Annotated in this window: 18 protein-coding genes and 2 pseudogenes; 15 read left to right on the top strand and 5 right to left on the bottom strand. The window is 73.6% G+C overall.

The annotated features are described in order from the left end of the window. Nucleotides 1–18: 18 nt before the first annotated feature. The 3 genes from ACIP4P_RS15185 (at nt 19) to ACIP4P_RS15175 (ending at nt 2,516) form a co-directional block, all read left to right on the top strand. Nucleotides 19–750: a 4'-phosphopantetheinyl transferase family protein gene (locus tag ACIP4P_RS15185; RefSeq protein ID WP_400918100.1), complete on the top strand. Its 732-nt coding sequence runs from the start codon at nt 19–21 to the stop codon at nt 748–750. A gap of 73 nt (nt 751–823) precedes the next feature. Continuing rightward, a complete protein-coding gene (locus tag ACIP4P_RS15180) occupies nt 824–1,465 on the top strand; it encodes a LysE family translocator (RefSeq protein ID WP_400918097.1) in 642 nt (213 codons plus the stop codon). A 22-nt stretch (nt 1,466–1,487) separates the two neighbouring features. Continuing rightward, nucleotides 1,488–2,516: a histidinol-phosphate transaminase gene (locus ACIP4P_RS15175; protein WP_400918094.1), complete on the top strand. Its 1,029-nt coding sequence runs from the start codon at nt 1,488–1,490 to the stop codon at nt 2,514–2,516. An 89-nt stretch (nt 2,517–2,605) separates the two neighbouring features. On the opposite strand, the gene ACIP4P_RS15170 is transcribed toward ACIP4P_RS15175, so the two are convergent. Further along, on the bottom strand, nt 2,606–3,511 hold the full coding sequence (locus ACIP4P_RS15170) for a lysozyme (protein WP_400918091.1): 906 nt from the start codon (nt 3,509–3,511) through the stop codon (nt 2,606–2,608). Nucleotides 3,512–3,855: 344 nt separating this feature from the next. Here ACIP4P_RS15170 and ACIP4P_RS15165 point away from each other — a divergent pair, with 344 nt between their 5' ends. The 3 genes from ACIP4P_RS15165 (at nt 3,856) to ACIP4P_RS15155 (ending at nt 8,725) form a co-directional block, all read left to right on the top strand. Then, complete coding sequence (locus tag ACIP4P_RS15165) at nt 3,856–4,425, top strand: GNAT family N-acetyltransferase (RefSeq protein ID WP_400918088.1); 570 nt, start codon at nt 3,856–3,858, stop codon at nt 4,423–4,425. 209 nt (nt 4,426–4,634) lie between these two features. Further along, complete coding sequence (locus ACIP4P_RS15160) at nt 4,635–6,359, top strand: glycosyltransferase family 2 protein (RefSeq protein ID WP_400918085.1); 1,725 nt, start codon at nt 4,635–4,637, stop codon at nt 6,357–6,359. 173 nt (nt 6,360–6,532) lie between these two features. Continuing rightward, complete coding sequence (locus ACIP4P_RS15155; protein ID WP_400918082.1) at nt 6,533–8,725, top strand: acyltransferase family protein; 2,193 nt, start codon at nt 6,533–6,535, stop codon at nt 8,723–8,725. A 62-nt stretch (nt 8,726–8,787) separates the two neighbouring features. On the opposite strand, the gene ACIP4P_RS15150 is transcribed toward ACIP4P_RS15155, so the two are convergent. After that, a complete protein-coding gene (locus ACIP4P_RS15150; protein WP_400918079.1) occupies nt 8,788–9,498 on the bottom strand; it encodes a hypothetical protein in 711 nt (236 codons plus the stop codon). A gap of 128 nt (nt 9,499–9,626) precedes the next feature. Here ACIP4P_RS15150 and ACIP4P_RS15145 point away from each other — a divergent pair, with 128 nt between their 5' ends. The 5 genes from ACIP4P_RS15145 (at nt 9,627) to ACIP4P_RS15125 (ending at nt 12,324) form a co-directional block, all read left to right on the top strand. Beyond that, on the top strand, nt 9,627–9,857 hold the full coding sequence (locus ACIP4P_RS15145; protein ID WP_350513181.1) for a hypothetical protein: 231 nt from the start codon (nt 9,627–9,629) through the stop codon (nt 9,855–9,857). Between the two features lie 61 nt (nt 9,858–9,918). After that, nucleotides 9,919–10,413: a hypothetical protein gene (locus ACIP4P_RS15140; RefSeq protein ID WP_400918075.1), complete on the top strand. Its 495-nt coding sequence runs from the start codon at nt 9,919–9,921 to the stop codon at nt 10,411–10,413. After that, nucleotides 10,410–11,063 carry a class I SAM-dependent methyltransferase gene (locus tag ACIP4P_RS15135; protein ID WP_400918072.1) on the top strand — a complete coding sequence of 218 codons (654 nt, stop codon included), beginning with the start codon at nt 10,410–10,412 and terminating at the stop codon, nt 11,061–11,063. Before ACIP4P_RS15140 ends, ACIP4P_RS15135 begins: the two co-directional genes overlap by 4 nt. Before the next feature lie 42 nt (nt 11,064–11,105). Continuing rightward, the gene (locus ACIP4P_RS15130; protein ID WP_400918069.1) at nt 11,106–11,849 is read left to right on the top strand and encodes a hypothetical protein; all 744 of its coding nucleotides are present in this window, start codon (nt 11,106–11,108) and stop codon (nt 11,847–11,849) included. A gap of 16 nt (nt 11,850–11,865) precedes the next feature. Beyond that, nucleotides 11,866–12,324, top strand: coding sequence for a nuclear transport factor 2 family protein (locus tag ACIP4P_RS15125; RefSeq protein WP_400918066.1), 459 nt, complete (start codon nt 11,866–11,868; stop codon nt 12,322–12,324). Between the two features lie 33 nt (nt 12,325–12,357). Here ACIP4P_RS15125 and ACIP4P_RS15120 read toward each other — a convergent pair whose 3' ends face one another. Next, nucleotides 12,358–13,008: an NADPH-dependent F420 reductase gene (locus tag ACIP4P_RS15120; protein WP_400918063.1), complete on the bottom strand. Its 651-nt coding sequence runs from the start codon at nt 13,006–13,008 to the stop codon at nt 12,358–12,360. Between the two features lie 75 nt (nt 13,009–13,083). On the opposite strand from ACIP4P_RS15120, the gene ACIP4P_RS15115 reads away from it, so the two are divergent. Then, nucleotides 13,084–13,458: a winged helix-turn-helix transcriptional regulator gene (locus ACIP4P_RS15115; RefSeq protein ID WP_400918061.1), complete on the top strand. Its 375-nt coding sequence runs from the start codon at nt 13,084–13,086 to the stop codon at nt 13,456–13,458. A 144-nt stretch (nt 13,459–13,602) separates the two neighbouring features. Then, complete coding sequence (locus tag ACIP4P_RS15110) at nt 13,603–14,013, top strand: hypothetical protein (RefSeq protein WP_400918058.1); 411 nt, start codon at nt 13,603–13,605, stop codon at nt 14,011–14,013. 264 nt (nt 14,014–14,277) lie between these two features. On the opposite strand, the gene ACIP4P_RS15105 is transcribed toward ACIP4P_RS15110, so the two are convergent. Then, nucleotides 14,278–14,724: a hypothetical protein gene (locus ACIP4P_RS15105; RefSeq protein WP_400918055.1), complete on the bottom strand. Its 447-nt coding sequence runs from the start codon at nt 14,722–14,724 to the stop codon at nt 14,278–14,280. A 224-nt stretch (nt 14,725–14,948) separates the two neighbouring features. Here ACIP4P_RS15105 and ACIP4P_RS15100 point away from each other — a divergent pair. Both ACIP4P_RS15100 and ACIP4P_RS15095 read left to right on the top strand, forming a co-directional pair. Then, nucleotides 14,949–15,200: pseudogene (locus tag ACIP4P_RS15100) on the top strand (hypothetical protein); the annotation flags it as partial. A 259-nt stretch (nt 15,201–15,459) separates the two neighbouring features. Further along, nucleotides 15,460–16,206, top strand: a complete 747-nt coding sequence (locus ACIP4P_RS15095) for a phosphotransferase family protein (RefSeq protein WP_400918052.1) — start codon at nt 15,460–15,462, stop codon at nt 16,204–16,206. Between the two features lie 72 nt (nt 16,207–16,278). Here the strand turns inward: ACIP4P_RS15095 and ACIP4P_RS15090 are convergent. Continuing rightward, a pseudogene (locus tag ACIP4P_RS15090) lies at nt 16,279–17,091 on the bottom strand (transposase); the annotation flags it as partial. Between the last annotated feature and the right edge of the window lie 65 nt (nt 17,092–17,156).

Genomic DNA, 17,156 nt, shown 5'->3' with positions numbered 1-17,156 from the left:
CCCGAGCAGTACTGCCCCGTGAGCCCGCCCGAGCAGGACGGCGCCGGGCAGCCGTCCGAGCAGTGGCCGGTCGGCCCCGCCGAGCCGACCCTCGCCGACCGCGAGGTGCACGTCTGGCGGACCCGCCTCGACCTGCCCGAGCCGCTCGCGCGCCGGTACGCGGACCTCCTCGACCCCGAGGAGCGGACGCGGGCCGGCCGCTGCCGGCTGCCGGTCGAACGCGCCCGCTTCACCGCCGCGCACGGCGCGCTGCGCACCGTCCTCGCCCGCTACACCGGACGGGCCCCCGCCGACCTCCGGCTGCACCGCACCGCCCGCGGGCGCCCCTGTCTGACGCCCGCACCGGAACCCGCGGGACTCGACTTCAACCTCAGCCACTCGGGGGGTCTGGCCCTGATCGCCGTCACCCGCACCGGTACCGTCGGCGTCGACCTGGAGGAGGTCCGCACCGACCTGGACCACCGGGCGATGGCCGCCCGCTTCCTCGGCCCCGCCGAGGCCCGGCTGATCGCCGGCCTGCCCCCGGCCGCCGGACGGTACGCCTTCTTCGCCCGCTGGACCTGGCGGGAGGCGTTCGCCAAGGCCGCCGACGTGCCCGTGCCGCGCCGGCTCGGCAGCGGCGCGCCGGACACGCTGCCGATCACCGTGGGTCGGTGGAAACTGAACAACCTTCCGCTGGACAACGGATATTGTGCGACGGTCGCGGCCACCGCGTCCTGCGCACCGCCGCTCCGGTGGACCCTGAACTGACGCAGGACCGGGCCGCCGGACGTCGCCCACCCGTTCCGCCCGACAAGGACGCGGAGGAAAGGAGTCGGACCGCATGCCCGACCTGTCCAGCCTGTGGTGGTTCTTCACGGCCTCACTCGTGCTGCTGCTCATCCCCGGCCCGTCCGTGCTCTACGTGACCGGCCGGACCCTCGACCAGGGACGCCGGGCCGGACTGCTGTCCACCCTGGGCCTGGCCTGCGGCGACCTCGTCCAGGTGCTCGCCGCCGTGGTCGGCCTGTCCGCCCTGGTCGCCTCCTCCGAGACCGCCTTCGACGTGGTCAAGTACGCGGGCGCCGGCTACCTCGTCTGGCTCGGCGTCAAACGACTGCGCACGCCTGACCCGGACCCGGACGCCGCGGAGAGCGGCGGGGCGCCCGCCCGCTCCCCGCGGATCTTCACCGACGGCCTCGTCGTCAACGCCCTCAACCCGAAGAGCACCCTGTTCTTCCTCGCCTTCCTGCCCTCCTTCATCCACAGCGGCCGGGGAGCGGTCTGGTCGCAGACCCTGGTCTTCGGCCTGGTCTTCGTGGTGGTCGGGATGGCCACCAACGCCGGCTGGGCGCTGCTGAGTTCACTGATGCGCCAGCGCGCCCGGAAGAGCCGCGGCTTCCTCCGCGCGGAGCGGTACGTCGTCGCCGGAGTCTTCTTCGTCCTCGCCGCCGCCACCCTGGCGACCGGCCTAACCGGCGGCTGAGCCGCCTTCGGAGCCCACCGACATGACCGACACGCCCAACAGCGCCCCGCCGTCGACCGCCGCCCACCTGCTCGCGGCCAACGAGAACCCCTACCCGCCGCTGCCCGGTGTCCTGGAACGGGCCGCCGCCGCGCTGCAGACCCTCAACCGCTACCCCGACTTCACCACCGGCCGGCTGGTGGCGGCCCTCGCCGACCACCTGCACGTCCCGCCGGCCCATCTGATGACCGGACCCGGCTCGGTCGGGGTGCTGTTCCAACTGGTCCGCTCCGTCGCCGGACCGGGTGACGAAGTCCTGTTCGCCTGGCGCTCGTTCGAGGCCTACCCGGAGGCGGCCGCGCTCGCCGGGGCCACCCCCGTCCCGGTCCCGCTGGCGGACGGCGAGCTGCACGACCTGGCCGCGATGGCCGCCGCCGTCACCCCGCGCACCAAGGTCGTCCTGGTCTGCAACCCCAACAACCCGACCGGCACCGCCGTGCCGCCCGCCGACCTGGTGAAGTTCCTGGACGCGGTGCCCGCCGACGTGCTGGTCGTCCTGGACGAGGCCTACCGCGAGTTCGCCCCCGGCGACACGCCGGACGGGGTCGACCTCTACCGCACCCGCCCCAACCTGGTCGTGCTGCGCACCTTCTCCAAGGCGTACGGCCTGGCGGGCCTCCGGGTCGGCTACGGCGTGGCCCACGAATCCGTCGCCGCCGCGGCCCGGGCCGTCGGCCTTCCGTTCGGCGTCAGCCAGATCGCCCAGGACGCCGCCGTGGAGTCGCTCGCGGCCGGCCCCGAACTGCAGGACCGGGTCCGCTCCGTGGTCGCCGAACGCACCCGGGTGCAGGCCCTGCTGCGGGCCCAGGGCTGGCCGCTGGAGGAGTCGCACGCCAACTTCGTCTGGTTCCGGCTGGGCGAGCACACCGCGGCCTTCGCCGCCGCCTGCTCCGCCGCCGGGATCACCGTGAAGGTCTTCCCCGGCGAGGGTGTCCGGATCAGCATCGGCGAACCGCTCGCCAACGACGCCGCGGTGGCCGTGGCCGGCGCCTGGCGCTCCCGCGGCGCGTAGGGCCACCGGCTCCGGGGCTCTGATGGCGCTCCGGGGCCGGTCGACCCGCGCCGGGCGGTGGGGCCCGGCGCGGGTCGTGGAGCGGGGGGTCAGCCCAGGGCGAGGGCGCTCAGCCGGTCGGCGGAGCCGTTGAAGAGGTCCTGGTCACCCGGGAAGGTGCCGGAGTCGGCGTACTGCCAGAAGGTCTGGTAGCCCCAGCCGTTCGGCAGGGTCCCGACGGTGGAGGAGTAGCGGGCGATCCACAGCGGGTTGGTGGCGCCGAAGCCGCCGTAGTTGCCGGTGCAGCTCGCCCACCAGCTGGTCGTGGTGTAGATCGTCGGATAGCGGCCCGTGCGGTTGTGCACCGTGGCGCTGAAGTCGCCGATCCAGCCGACCATGGCGCTGCGGCTGAGGCCGTAGCAGCTGGCGCCGTACGGGTTGTACTCGATGTCGAGGGCGGGCGGCAGGGTCGCGCCGTCGGCGGACCAGCCGCCGCCGTGGTCGACGAACCAGTTGGCCTGGGCGGAGCCGGAGGAGTCGCCCGGCAGCGCGAAGTGGTAGGCGCCGCGGATCAGTCCGGCGTTGTAGGAGCCGTTGTACTGCTGGCCGAAGGACGGGTTGGTGTAGCTGGTGCCCTCGGTGGCCTTGACGTAGGCGAACTGGGCGCCGTTGGCGGCCGCGGTGGACCAGTCGACGTTGCCCTGGTAGCTGGCGACGTCCATGCCGGGGGTCTGGACGGCGGCGTCGAGGGCGGCGAGCGGGGACCCGCCGTCGCGGCCCTCGTGGGCGGCGACGGTGGAGCCGGCGAAGTCCCGGTCGGGGTGGAAGCCCGGGCGGTCCTCCGGGGCGGAGGCGGCTGCGGGGGAGAGCGGGGCGGGGTCGGCCGCGTAGGCGGGCGCGCCGACGCCGGTGACCAGGGCGGCCGCGGCGGCGCATGCGGCCAGGACGGGGAGGCGGCGGCGGGCGCCGGGTCTTGTGGTACCGGTGGGGCGGGCGGAGCGGGACGAGCGGGGCATGGAGACTCCTCTGGTTCCGATGCGGTCCGGTGCGTTCCGTGCGTTCCGTGCAGTCCGGTGTGGGCTGTGCGTTCCGGTGTGGGCCGTGCGGTCCGGTGTGGGCTGTGTGGTCCCGTGCGTGCCGGTGCGGGTGGGCCCAATGAGCCCAGTACGGCTGGTCGTTGGTACGGCCGGGAGCAGGTTAGCCATGTACCCGTCAGCTTCGCCAGGTGTCCGGGGTTACACCGTTCGGAACGTTCGGAACGTTCGGGACGGCGGCGGCCGCCACGGCCCCCGCGGTGGGGCGCGGCCGCTGTGGCACGATGCCCGGACCACTCCCACCTGCGCGAGAAGAGGAAATCGCCATGTCCGAGACCGTCACCGGGTCCGCCGCCGAGCCCGCCGCCGAGCCCGACTTCCGGATCGCCACCGCCGCCGACGTACCGGCCCTGGTCGAGCTGGTCGAGTCCGCCTACCGGGGCGAGGCGAGCAGGGCCGGCTGGACCAGCGAGGCGGACCTGCTGGGCGGGCGGCGCACCGACGCCGAGGCGGTGGCGGAGGCCGTCGGCCACGCCGAGGGACTGGTGCTGCTGGCCGAGCGGGACGGCGAGCTGCTCGCCTGCTGCCAGTTGGAGCGCCGTGGCGACCGCGCGTACTTCGGCATGTTCTCGGTGCGTCCCGGCCTCCAGGGCGGCGGGATCGGCCGGGTGGTGCTGGCCCGGGCGGAGCGGCTGGCGGGCGAGGAGTGGGGCGTCGGCGCGATGGAGATGTCGGTGATCGAGCAGCGCCCGGAGCTGATCGCCTGGTACGAGCGGCGCGGCTTCCACCGGACCGGCGAGTTCAGCCCCTTCCCGTACGGGAACGAGCGGTTCGGCGTCCCGCGTCGGCCGGACCTCCGCTTCGAGCGGTTGGTGAAGGAGTTGAACGCCGCCTGAGCGCGGGCCGTTGTGCCTCCCGGGCACGGTGCGAACAGGGTCCGTTCGTTGATCGTTTGACGGTCTGTCGGCCCACTGATGCGACGTCAAGTCGCTGAGCTGCGGCGATGCGGAGATGTCATACCTCGTTCATGATTGGTCCAGACCAATGTGAGAGGCTGTGGGCGAACGGCAAAGTCCCGTCCGCTGCCCAGGGGGGCCATTTCCGCATGCCCGTACTCCATGGCACCGCCATGCCCGCACCCGACACCGGTCCGCGCCGGACACCCGCGGACCCCGACCTCCGACTCCCCGGCCCGCCCGACGACGAGGAGCTCTACTGGTACTTCGGCCCGCAGCGCCGCTGGGTGCTGCTGTGCGCCACCCTCTCCTACGCGGGAGCCACCGCCACCCTCGGCCTGTTCGCGCTGAGCAAGCCGCTGCTCTGGCCGTTCCTGCTGCTCACCCTGCTCAACGCCGCCACCTGGCTGCTCTCGCTCGCCGACGGCCAACGCGCCCGCCGCTTCACCCGCGACTCGCACGACCTGCTGCTGCGCGCCTGGAACCCGGCCCGCCACCCGAGCGTGGACCTCCTGCTGCCCACCGCCGGCGAGCCGCTCGCCGTCCTCGACAACGCCTACCGGCACACCGCGGCGGTCCGCTGGCCCGGCGCGCTCACCGTGCTGGTCCTCGACGACGCCGACCGCCCCGAGGTCCGCGAACTCGCCGAGTCCTACGGTTTCCGGTACCGCGCCCGCCCCGACCGCGGCCGGTTCAAGAAGGCCGGCAACCTCAACCACGGCCTGGCCGAGGGCGACGGCGAGATCATCGCCGTGCTCGACGCCGACTTCTGCCCCCGTCCCGACTTCCTGCACCACCTGGTGCCCTACCTGGACAACCCCGGGGTCGGCATCGTGCAGAGCCCGCAGTGCTTCGACACCGACGCCGACATGTCCTGGCTCGAACGCGCCGCGGGAGCCACCCAGGAGATCTTCTACCGCTGGATCCAGCCCTCCCGGGACGCCCAGGACGGCACCGTCTGCTGCGGCACCAACGCGCTCTACCGACGCGCCGCCCTGCAGCGGATCGGCGGCTTCGCCGAGATCGACCACAGTGAGGACCTCTACACCGGCCTCGCCCTCGCCCGGGCCGGCTGGAGCACCCGCTACGTGCCCGCGCTGGTCGCCAAGGGCATGTCGCCCACCGGCCTGCCCGCCTTCATCAGCCAGCAGTACCGCTGGTGCCTGGGCTCCCTGGCACTCGTCCGCGACCCGGACTTCCGCCGGGGGCCGATCTCGCGCTCGGCCCGGCTCTGCTTCTGGAACGGCATCCTCGGCTACGTGACCAGCGCGGTGAACGTGTTCGCCGTGCCGCTGCCCGCGCTGATCATGCTGTTCTTCGCACCCGAGCAGATCCAGCCCTGGCAGGTGCTGCCCTTCCTGCCGCCGATCTGGGTCGCGCTCGTCCTGCTGCCCGCGATGTCCCGCACCCGCTGGCGCTTCGAGGTCACCCGGGTCCAACTCCTGGGCGGGCTCTGCCACGTGGTCGCCATCGCCCACGCGCTGCGGCGCCGCTCCGCCGACTGGGTGCCCACCGGCGCCGTGTCGGGTGGGACCTCACTGGCCCGCACCGTCGCCCGACTCGGGGTCGGCTGGCTCGGGTTCGTCGTCCTCGCGGGTGCGGCGGGCCTGGTGCGCGCCGGACTGGAGTACGGCTGGCGGCCCTTCTGGGCGCTCACCGCGCTGCTCGGGCTGACCGCGTACACCATGGTCCCGCTGATCCGGGCGCTGTGGCCGCTGCTCGGCCGGGCCGCCAAGGCGGGCGGCGAGGTCGCCGCGCCGGTGCGGCGACGCACCGAACTCGGCTTCGGGCAGCCGGAGGCCGTCGCCGTCACCGCCGTCCTGCTGCTGTGCGGGGTGCTCGCCTCCGGGTGGGCCGATCCGCTGATCTTCTGATCGTCCGGTTCTCCCGTTCGCTTCTCCCACTCGCTTCTCCCGTTCGTTTCTCTCGTTCGCTTCTCCGCTGCGTTTCCTTGCGCGTCGCCCCACCGGCGCGGATCCCGCCGCCCGGCCGCCCCATCGGCCCGGCGGGCCCGACCACCGCTGCCTGTCCAGCAAGGAGCCCTGCCGTGCCAACGGCCGTACCGCCGTCGTCCTCGAACTCCGCCGCCGCCTCCCCTTCCGCCGAACTGTTGCCCGGAGTCGTCCGGGTGGACCGGCAGGCCGTCGCCGCCGGAACCGCCGGAACCACCGGAACCGCCCCGAGGTCCGCCGAGGTCGAGTCGCCGGGCGAGCCCCGCCGGCGCACCGCCTTCCGCCCCGACATCGAGGGACTACGCGGCATCGCCGTGCTCTCCGTCCTCGCCTTCCACGCCGCCGTCCCCGGACCGACCGGGGGCTACGTCGGCGTCGACATCTTCTTCGTCATCTCCGGCTTCCTGATCACCGGTCTGCTCACCGGCCGCCCGCTCGGCCTGTGGGACTTCGCCGCCCGCCGGGCCCGCCGCATCCTGCCCGCCGCCGCCACCGTGCTGGTCGCCACCGCCGCGGCCGGCGGCGCCCTGCTCGACCCGCTGCGCGGCACCGACCTCGCCCGCGACCTGATCGCGGCGGCCGGTCAGTTCGCCAACTGGCGCTTCGTCGGCCAGCAGACCGACTACCTGGCCGCCGAACGCGACCCCAGCCCGCTCCAGCACTTCTGGTCCCTCGGCGTGGAGAACCAGTTCTACCTGCTCTGGGGCGTCCTGCTGCTCGGCCTCGCCCGCTATCTGCACGGCCGCCGCCGCACCCTGGCGATCACCCTCGCCACCCTCGCCGTCGGCGGGATCTCGCTGGCCCTCTGCCTGCGCTGGACGGCCACCTCGGCGCCGCTGGCCTACTTCTCCACCGGCAGCCGGCTCTGGGAGTTCGCGGCCGGGGCCTGCGCCGCCCTGGCGGGCAGCGCCCTCGCGGCCCGGGCCGCCGGAAGCGCCGGGGTCACCGGGGGTGAGCTGGTCGCCCGGACCCCCGGGAGCGCCGGCACCTGGGCGCTGCGGCTGCTCGGCTGGGCGGGCCTGGCGGCGGTGCTCTGGTCGGTCTTCGGGTACGACCGCACCACCCCCTTCCCGGGCGCGGCCGCCCTGCTGCCCGTCCTCGGCACCGCCGCCCTGCTGCTCGCCGCCCCGTCCGACCGGCTGGTCGGCGGACTGCTCGCCACCCGCCCGCTGCGCGCCGCCGGACGCCTCTCGTACGCCTGGTACCTGTGGCACTGGCCGGTGCTCACCATCGCCCAGGCCCGGTACGGCCAGCTGTCCTGGACGGTGCTGGTCGCCCTCACCGCCGCCAGCGCCCTGCCCGCCTGGCTCACCCTGCGCCTGGTCGAACAGCCGCTGCGCTACGGCAGCAGCCCGGCGCCCCGGCGCGGCCTGGCCGTCGGCGCCAGCGCCCTGGTCATCCCGCTGATCGCCGCCCTCACCCTCGGCGGCGGCACCGTCCGGGCGCTCGGCGGCACCGCCGACACCCCGGCCGCCGCCCCCGCCGGAGCCGTCGACGGGCCCGCCCTGCTCGCCCCCGGCACCCGGGTGCTCGGCCTCACCCCCTCGCTCGCCCGCGCCCGGCAGGACTTCCCGCCCGGCAAGGGCTGCGAGATCCCGCTCAACGCCGACAGCAGCCCGCGCTGCCTCTTCGGCGACGAGAACAGCCCGGACCGGATCGTGCTGCTCGGCGACTCGCACGCCGGACAGTGGATCTCCGCCGGACTGAAGCTCGCCGAGCAGCGGCACTGGGCCCTGGAGGTACTGGTCAAGCCCGGCTGCCCGCTGGCCACCCTGACCGTGCGCAACGACGTCCTCGGCCGGACCTACGACGAGTGCGACCGCTGGCGCGAGAACACCCTCACCCGGCTCACCTCCGGGCCCAAGCCCCGACTGGTGATCATGGCCGGGCTGAACCGCTACGGCAGCCAGGAGGAGCGCACCGTCGGCTGGACCCGCACCCTGGACCGGCTGGCCGCGCTCGGCGCCCCGCTCGCCTACCTCGGCGACACCCCGATGCCGGGCAAGGACATCCCCACCTGCCTGGCCGCCTCCGACGGCCGCTCCGACGCCTGCTTCTTCCCGCGCGACACCGCCTTCGAGCCCGACCCGATGCTCGACGGCGGCCTCGCGGCCCGCTACGGCGTGCACACCCTGGACCTCGGGCCGGTGCTCTGCCCGGGCAGTGGGCCCAGCTGCCCGGCGGTGCTGGAGGGCGTGGTGCTCTACCGGGACACCGGGCACATCACGGACACCCTGGCCCGGGTGCTGGCGCCGCGGCTGGACAAGGGGCTGCTGGGGCCGTCGTAGCCGTCGTAGCCGTCGTCGACCTCGGGGCCTCGGGGCCTCGGGGCCTCGGGGGCCTCGACGGCTCAGCCGTAGACGCTGCGGCAGATGCGGGCCTGCTCCGAGTTCGCCGGCCAGCGGCCGACTCGTTCGGCCTGGTCACAGATGGTGCCCGGGCCGAGGCTGGGGACGCCGGGGGCACCCGGGGTGGCGTCGGGGGCCTGGCGGCCGCCGGCGCCCGGGTGCGGGCTGCGGCCGGGCCTGGGGTGGGCCCCGGTCGTCGCGCGTCGGCCGTCGGCCTGCTCCGGGCCGCCCGGGGCGACCGCCCCGGTGGCCTGGTCGCCGCTGCCCGGCCCGCCGCCCCCCGGGGCGTTTCCCGGGGTGCCCCCCGAGGTGCTCCCCGAGGTGCTCCCGGGGGCGGGGGACGGCCCGGGGGAGGGCGCCGGGGTGTCGCCCGGATTGTTCCCCGGGGAGCGGACCGACAGGCGGTCGGTCGGGGCGTCGTCCGGCAGGCCGGCGGAGGGCGAGGCCCCCGGCACCGCCACCACCCGGACGTCGTCGCCCGAGCCCGGCCCGCACATCACCAGCACCGCCGCCAGCACCGCGAGCGTCCCGCCCGCCGCGACCGCCCAGGCCTTCCGCGAGCGGGGCGGCGCCGCCGGCCCGGGGGGCTCCGGCGGGCCCGCCGGTGGCGGACCGGCCGACGGCGGACCGGCCTGCGCGGGAATCGGGACCGGTGGCGGCTGCCAGGCGTTCGGCGGCCACTGCCACTGCTCTCCGGTGGGCTGCCCAGTCATCCGTTCGTCCTCCCAGCGCCGCCCCCCGCCGTACCTTTCCGTGCTCAACGAGCGCGCCGACGCCGGGACATGACCCGGAAGAGGGGTCTGGACGGGCGCACATTGCCGCCGCGCCACATGCTGGGCTCATGGAGACCAACAGCACGTCCGCACACCTGGTCGAGGTGGCCGAGTTCCGCACCGACAGCCGGTACCGCCTCGTCCACTTCGAGGGCCACGGCTGGGAACCACTCGCTCCCGAGGAGTTCGAACCCCGGGTCCACCAGGTCTTTCCCGAGGTCGACCCGCACGATCCGGTCAAGGTGCACTGGGCCGACCACCCCTGGGAATGGCCCGCCTGGCACCCCGGCGAGGCATAGAACGCGTCAGGGCGGCTCAGGCACGCTGATCGGCGCGCCCGCCGTTCGCTACGCTTTCCGGGTGACCGTGGATCATTTCTGGCGCCGCCTGCCGGGGCAGGCCGTGGACACCTGTTCGCCGGAGGAGATCGGCGAACTGGTGCCCCGGAGCCGCGACGTCCGCTACGACCGGCTGGCCGCCGACGGACTCGCCCTCGGGGTGCGGCAGACGGCCGTCCTGATGGAACTCGCGCTCACCGAGAACGGCCTGCATCCCGACCCCGCCGCCCGGTTGCCCGTCTACGGCGGCGCGCACCGCGCCACCGGGTCCGACATGCTGGTGCTGCGCCCCGAGCAGGTCGCCGCCGCCTTCACCTTCCTGCGCGACTCGGCGCTCGGCGAACTCGTCCGCCAGCAGGACACGGTGCTCGCCCGGACGGTCGCCCAACTCGACTCCGAGCCGCCCTGGTCCGAGTCCTGGGCCGCCCGCGTCGTCAACGACCTGCGCGAACTACGGGACTTCTTCGCGGGCGCCGCCGCGGCCGGGGACGCGGTGGTCGTCCGGGAGTCGGAGTGACCGGCGTGACCGGTGGCACCGGCCTGACCGGCGTGACCGGTGGTACCGGCGGGCCCGCCGGTACCACCGGCTACGGCGAGGCGGCGGAGCAACTCGCCGTCCAGTACGAGAGCGTGGACTTCGCGCAGGTCCACCGCTCGCTGCTGCACCTCTACCCGGCGCCGCCCGCACGGGTGTTGGACATCGGCGCGGGCACCGGGCGCGACGCGGCCGCGCTGGCCGCCCTCGGCCACCGGGTGGTCGCCGTCGAGCCGACCCCCGAACTGCGGGCGGTGGGCCGGCGGTTGCACCCGGACGTCGAGCTGCGGTGGATCACGGACGCGCTGCCCGGACTCCCACGACTGGGTGCGGAGGACGGGCGCTTCGACCTCGTCCTGATCACCGCGGTGTGGATGCACCTCGCCCCCGCGGAGTGCCCGCCCGCGATGGCCGCGGTGGCCGGCCTGCTCGCGCCCGGCGGCCGCCTCGCCGTCACCCTGCGCCACGGCCCCGTCCCGCCCGGCCGCCGGATGTTCGACCTCCCGCCCGAGCACACCGTCACCCTGGCCCGGTCCCACGGCCTCCGGCTGCTCCACCGCGGCGAACGCGGCGACCTGCACGGGCGGACGGACGTGAGCTGGACGGAACTGGTCTTCGAACGCGGGAGATGATCCCGCCGACGGGTGTCGGTGCGTACCGCTACGATGCGCGACGTGATCCTCGCCGTCGACGTGCATTCGCACGCCTACCAACTGGGCCAGTACGCGGCCGAATGGGGCATACCCGCCCTGATCGTGGTCGTCATCGGCTGGTCGCTCAGCCGCAGTTGGCGCAATCCGGTCGCCCGCACCCTGGAGGAGGCACCCCGGGTCTCCGCGCTGCACCGGCGGCGCACCACCCTCAGCGTCCTGGCCACGGTCCTGGTCGCCTGCGCCCTGGTGACCGCGCTGGCCGTCGAGGTGGGCACGGACTCCGACTACGGCCCGGCCGGTGCGTCCGGCCCCACCGGGCGCACCGTCGACGCACCGGAGACGGTCGCCGGCTACCACCTGATCACCGGCGCCGCCGCCGACGCCCTGGCGGCCCGGATGCCCGGCTCGGCCGCCGAACGCTACTGGTTCTACGGGGACTCGCCGGACGCCGACCGGCCGAGCGTGCTGCTCACGGCCTCCACCGCGCAGTGGGACCCGAAGCTCGCCCACGAGATGGCGACCCACTCCCTGTCCTGGGGCCTGTACAACTTCTTCGCCGGTGCCCGGATCGAGGACGCCCGGACCGTCGACGCCGGCCCGCTGGGTGGCGAGATGCAGTGCGGGACCCGGACCGGGCAGGTCACCGCCGTGCTGTGCCGCTGGGGCGACGCCTCGACGGTGGGCACCGTCGCCGTCTACGACACCACCGACATCGACCGGGCCGGGGCGATCGCCGTCCGGTTCCGCGCCGAGACCGAGCACTGAAGGCACCGTGACCGACATGACCGACCTGTCCGACCCGACCGACCTGACCGCACCCGACCACCGAGCCGTCGAGAACCTGATCGCGCGCTACGCCGAACTGGTCGACGACGGCGACTTCGCCGGCCTCGGCGACCTGCTCGCCGACGCCGTCTTCATCGGCAGCGGCACCCCGCTGCGCGGACGCGAGGCGATCGAGCGGATGTTCCACGACACCGTGATCCGCTACGAGGACGGAACCCCCCGCACCCAGCACGTCACCACCAACCTCGCCGTCGAACTCGACCACCCGGCCGGCACCGCCACCGCCCGCTCGTACGTCACGGTCCTCCAGGCCCTGCCCGAACTCCCGCTGCAGACCATCGCCGCCGGCCGCTACCACGACCGCTTCGCCCGCACGGACGGCCGCTGGCACTTCACCGAACGCCGGGTACGGATCACCCTCCTCGGCAACACCCGCCACCACCTGCGGGGTTAGCGGTCCCCGAGGATCGCCGCCGGGACGGCACCCCTAACGGCGAGGTCCGGCGGCGTACGCCAGCGGAGGAGCGATCGCCTGGGCATCCGCTCCCTCGCCGACCCACAGGGCGATGAACAATGCGGCGGTCGCTTCGAGCAAGCCCGCACGATCGAGACCACCTCCGGCGACGGGTTCGCAGCCCACGTCCCGTACCAACTCGTGCACACGCACGAGGGCCGTCCCGTCGTCCCCGCAGACCGGAACGGCCAGCGGTCGCCCGTCGAACACCGGCGGCCGCATCCGCCACACGTCCTCGTGGCAGAGGTTGAAGGCCTTGACCACGTGGGCTCCCGGTGCGGCCGCGGCGAGTCGCTGCGCGGCCGAGGGGCCTCCCTCGGTCAGCAACCGGAAGCCCGGCCCGACCGGATTGGAGCAGTCGAGCAGCACCTTGCCCGCCAGGACCGCGCGCAGCTCCCGCGCCACCTCCACACCCGCCGCGAAGGGCAGCGCGGCCAGCACCACCTGGCCGGCGTCGGCCGCCGCGCGCAGACCGGCGGGCTTCGCGCCGCCTCCGATCCGCGCCGAGAGCCGCTCCGCCTTGTGCGGGTCCCGCCCCCCGACGACCACCTGATGCCCGGCCCGCACCCAGTGGGTGGCGAGCGCCTCGGCCATGTTGCCCGTGCCCAGTACGCCGATTCTCATCACGTGTTCCCTCTCCGTGCCCGCCCTTGACCGTTCACACCGACGTTAGGGGGCGGGTCGGGCACCATTCGGTACGTGACGACCGACGCCTTCCTCTCCGACTGCCGAGCCCGCCTCGCCTTCGACCTGCTCTCCAACACCTGGAACGCCGTGGTGCTCTGGGCACTGCGCGACGGCCCCAGACGCCCGGTCGAACTACGCGAGCAGATCGGGGGCATCAGCTCCAAGGTCCTCACCGAGACCCTGCGGCGGCTCCAGTTCAACGGCCTGGTCGACCGACAGGAACACCCCGAGACACCCCCACGCGTCGAGTACCGACTCACCACGCTGGGACGGACCTTGCTGGCGCCCATCGAAGCCTTCGGCGCCTGGGCCTTCGAACACGGCGACGAGGTCATGGCCGCCCAGGAAGCGGCGACCTCCGACCCGCTCGACGCCCCGACGGCGTGAGCCCACACCCCGCGGCCCGGAAGTCGGCCGAACGCACCCTCCACGAAACGGCATTGGGGCGGCAGCGTCATGCTCTTGAACGCCCCGTGTCATCGGGGCTAGGGTTCCTGCTCCTGCCAACACCGGCACCTTCAGGAAGTTCACATGCCTCGCCGGACACCGGGCGAGATCAGGTCCCAGCTGCCGCTGCGGAACACCGGGCACTCCAGACGTACCGTCATCGGAGGACTGTCCGCTTCCACGAACCGGCAGATCGCCCAGTTCGAGCGCGAGCGACGCCTGCCCAGAGGCGACATCGCGCTGGCCTTCCACCGCTGGGCTCAGCGAGCCGGACGCGGTCGCAACGCGGAAGAGTGGCACTACGGATACTCCGACGTCGCCACCGGACACATCCGCACGCTACTCGACCTGGCCGCGCGCAACCTCCGTCCCCGCGCGCGAAGGGAACTTCAGGCCGCGTTGACGCCGATCGACGCCCGCGTTCAAAAGCGCACCGTCAACGATCCATTCGCCCCACGGCACCTGCCCTGGTGGCAACGTCGCATCGAGATCTAACCCGGCCCGAGACAGGTGGGGCCAGAGACCTGGCCATCGGGCTCGGAGTCAAGGCCGCCCACGTCGGCTGTTCGGTCCTGTTCGACACTGCGGGCAACTGGACCACCTGGCTCCAGACGGATCACCGAACCGGCCGTCTGGAAGCCGATTTGAAGAAGATCCGCCGCGATGATCGACCGGCTCGTCCACTACGCCGAGGTCCTCACCCTCGGCAACGTGAATTCCTCACCAAGGAGAACCGCACCAGCCGCGACTCATCGCTGGTCACAGGGACCACCAGCAATACACACGAAGGCGGGCCGCGCCAGCACGCCGGACCAGGCCCGCCAAGGACTCCAGGACACCGAGTGCCGTCCGGGCGTCGATCTGGCACTGCCGCAGTTCGGCCGTCATCGACCACGGCTCGGCAGCACGGGCCAGGGCAGTCGGTGAGGCCGCGGCGAGGGCCTCGACCAGGGTGTCCGACAGGCTGAACACCAGCGAGGCGTCGTCCTCCGGAGAGGACAGCAGCTGCCCCGACCGCGGGCGCCGGCTCGCCTCCTCATAGGCGCAGTCCGTGAGGATCGCTTCGAGCTGTGCGATCGCGACCACCGGGTCGATGTTCTTGAGGAAGACCACGTCGTGCCCTGCCGCGCCAGGCCCTCCGGGCTGCCCGACCACGGCGACGGCTGCCTGGTCGTCGACGGCGGAGAAGTAGTCGCAGCTCGTCATGCGTTGAGTCTGACACCCACCGCCGACAGGCTCGCGATCTGGAGACGCCGACAACATGCGGGCTCAATTCCTCGGAGACCGTTGACCCGGCGGTCGTCGAAGGCGCCGCGACCCCCCTCGAACGGGGGCGACGAGCGTGCGGTGGTGTCCGCCTACGGCGCGGGCTGGTCGGCGGAGGGCCTTGATTGCGCAGGAAGTCGGGCGGGCCGACTTCCTGCGCAGCGATGCGGCCGTCGTCTCTGCTGGCTGGGGGTGTGCTCAGCTCCTGGGGGTGTGAGGGTTCCACCGAGTCAGGCTCCCTGATTGACGAGATCGTGCGCGAAGGCGCCCGCCGGATGCTTGTTGCCGCGCTGGAAGCGGAAGTCAACCAGAACATAGCCGACTTGGCCGCTGAGACCGACGGGTCCGGTCGGCGGCTGGTTGTCCGCAACGGGCACCATCGGCCCCGCAGGGTGGTCACCGCAGCCGGTCCGGTTGTCACCCGCGGCGCGGGCAGTCCCGCCGCCGCGCTTGCGATGGTGTTCGAGCTCGTCGAGTCCGCCCGGACACGCCGGCGCGCGATCGCCGGAGCCCACCTCGTCGAACTGGTCCGTGCAGGCGCCCAGTTCGAAGACGGTGCCCTCGTCGAGCGCGAGGAACAGGCCGCTCGATCGGCTGCGGGAGCCGACAGCCGGACTGTGGCTGACACGCGATAACCCGGCGAATGTCATCGGCCGTCCTGGGACACTGGCCGCCATGGATGAGGTCGAAGTCGTCGTCGCCCATTCCGAGCGCGCGACCCTGCGCGTCGGCGACGTGTTCTTGAAGGTGGACCCCGATCAAGCGCGCATCGACGTCGAGGTCGAGGCGATGGCCCTGGCACCGGTCCCGACGCCGGAGGTCCTGTGGCGCAAGCCGCCCGTGCTCGCGATCGCCGCGCTTGCGGGGACGGCGCTCGGGCACCTCGGCGAGCCGTCGACCGCGTCGCCGGCGGCATGGGCCGCGGCGGGGGCGGCCATCCGGAGGCTGCACGAGGCGCCGTTGCCGCCCTGGCCCGGTCGGCGCCGCCGGAGTCCCGACGAGTTGGCGGCGGAACTCGACGGCGAGTGCGAGTTGCTCGTGACGAACGGCGTCCTGCCCGCCGACCTGGTCACCCGCAACCGCCACGTCGCCGAGGCTGCGATCCGGCCGTGGACTCCGGCGTTCACGCACGGCGACCTGCAGATCGATCACGTCTTCGTCGACGGCGACGAGGTCACCGGCATCATCGACTGGTCCGAGGCGGGCCGGGGTGACGCCCTGTTCGACCTCGCCACCTTGACGCTCGGACACGAGGAGCACGTCGAAGACGTCATCGCCGGCTACGGCACCGACATCGACCTCGACGTGATCCGCGCGTGGTGGTCGTTGCGGAGCCTGCTAGGGGTTCGCTGGCTGGTCGAACACGGCTTCGACCCGTTCGCGCAAGGCTGTGAAGTCGACGTGCTGAGATCCCGGATGTGAGGCTGCGGGGCCCGGCCCCATGGCAATGGCCCGCGCTCGCACGACAACTCGTCCACAGGTCTTGACCATTGCTCGGGACCGGTGGAGGGCGCCGTCGCGAAGCATGGCGAGCGGGACGTCGGCCGGGAGTCCGGCCAGGCAGAGGAGCGCCTGGGTATGGCGTTCGCTCTCGCCGCTCTTCTTGTCGTAGGAGGGGCGGGAGGCCGGTTCGCCGAGTGAGGCGAACGCGGCCAGGAAGCGCGCCCGTTCCAGCTGCTCGCTGCCCCGGCGGTTGCTCGCCCCGCATGGAGGAGCCGGAACGGCGGGTCGCGGGGGCGAGACCGGCGTAGGAAGCCAGGTGGGCGGCGGGCACGGGGGTGAGGATGTCCTCGACGAGGCGCTCGACCATGCGCGGGGCCAAGAGCCGGGCGATGCTCTGCAGTCGGCGGCGTCCGGCCTTGCGCAGGGCGGCCGGTGAGTCGAACCGCTCCAGCAGGGCCGGCACCGCCGGGTGATCGATCCTGGGCCTCGGCACTCGCTCCAGGTGCGGGTGGATCTGGGTGAGCAGTCCGCGCGGACGGTTGGCGACGCGGGCATCGGTCTTGGCCTCGCCGGGGTAGAGGTCGGCGATGCGGCGCATCGTCAGGCCGGGCAGGGTGGACGACGCGGCAGTTGGCGTCCCGCGCGTCCGCCGAGGGCAGGGCGCCGATGGAGACGGGCTGATCGACGACGACCAGGACGGTGCCGTGCTTGGCGGTGAGTTCGTCCAGCACAGCCCGCGTCCTGGGCTCGCTGTTCGGCAGCCGCTTGTCGAAGACCTGCTTGCCGGTCCGGGCGCGCCGCGGTTCCGTGGTGCTCGCCCTTGCCGACGTCCAGGCGGTCCCGGCCTCGTTGGCGTGGCACCAGTCGTCGGCATCCATGTGACGAAGAGCCTCCCGGCACGCTGGTGGTCCTGCCTCCATCAGCGGTCT

This window comes from Kitasatospora sp. NPDC089509 (genome assembly GCF_044749365.1).
In the GTDB taxonomy this organism is placed as follows: domain Bacteria; phylum Actinomycetota; class Actinomycetes; order Streptomycetales; family Streptomycetaceae; genus Kitasatospora.
The sequence above is the reverse complement of the archived record's forward strand: the minus strand, read 5'-3'. Positions and strand labels throughout refer to the sequence as shown.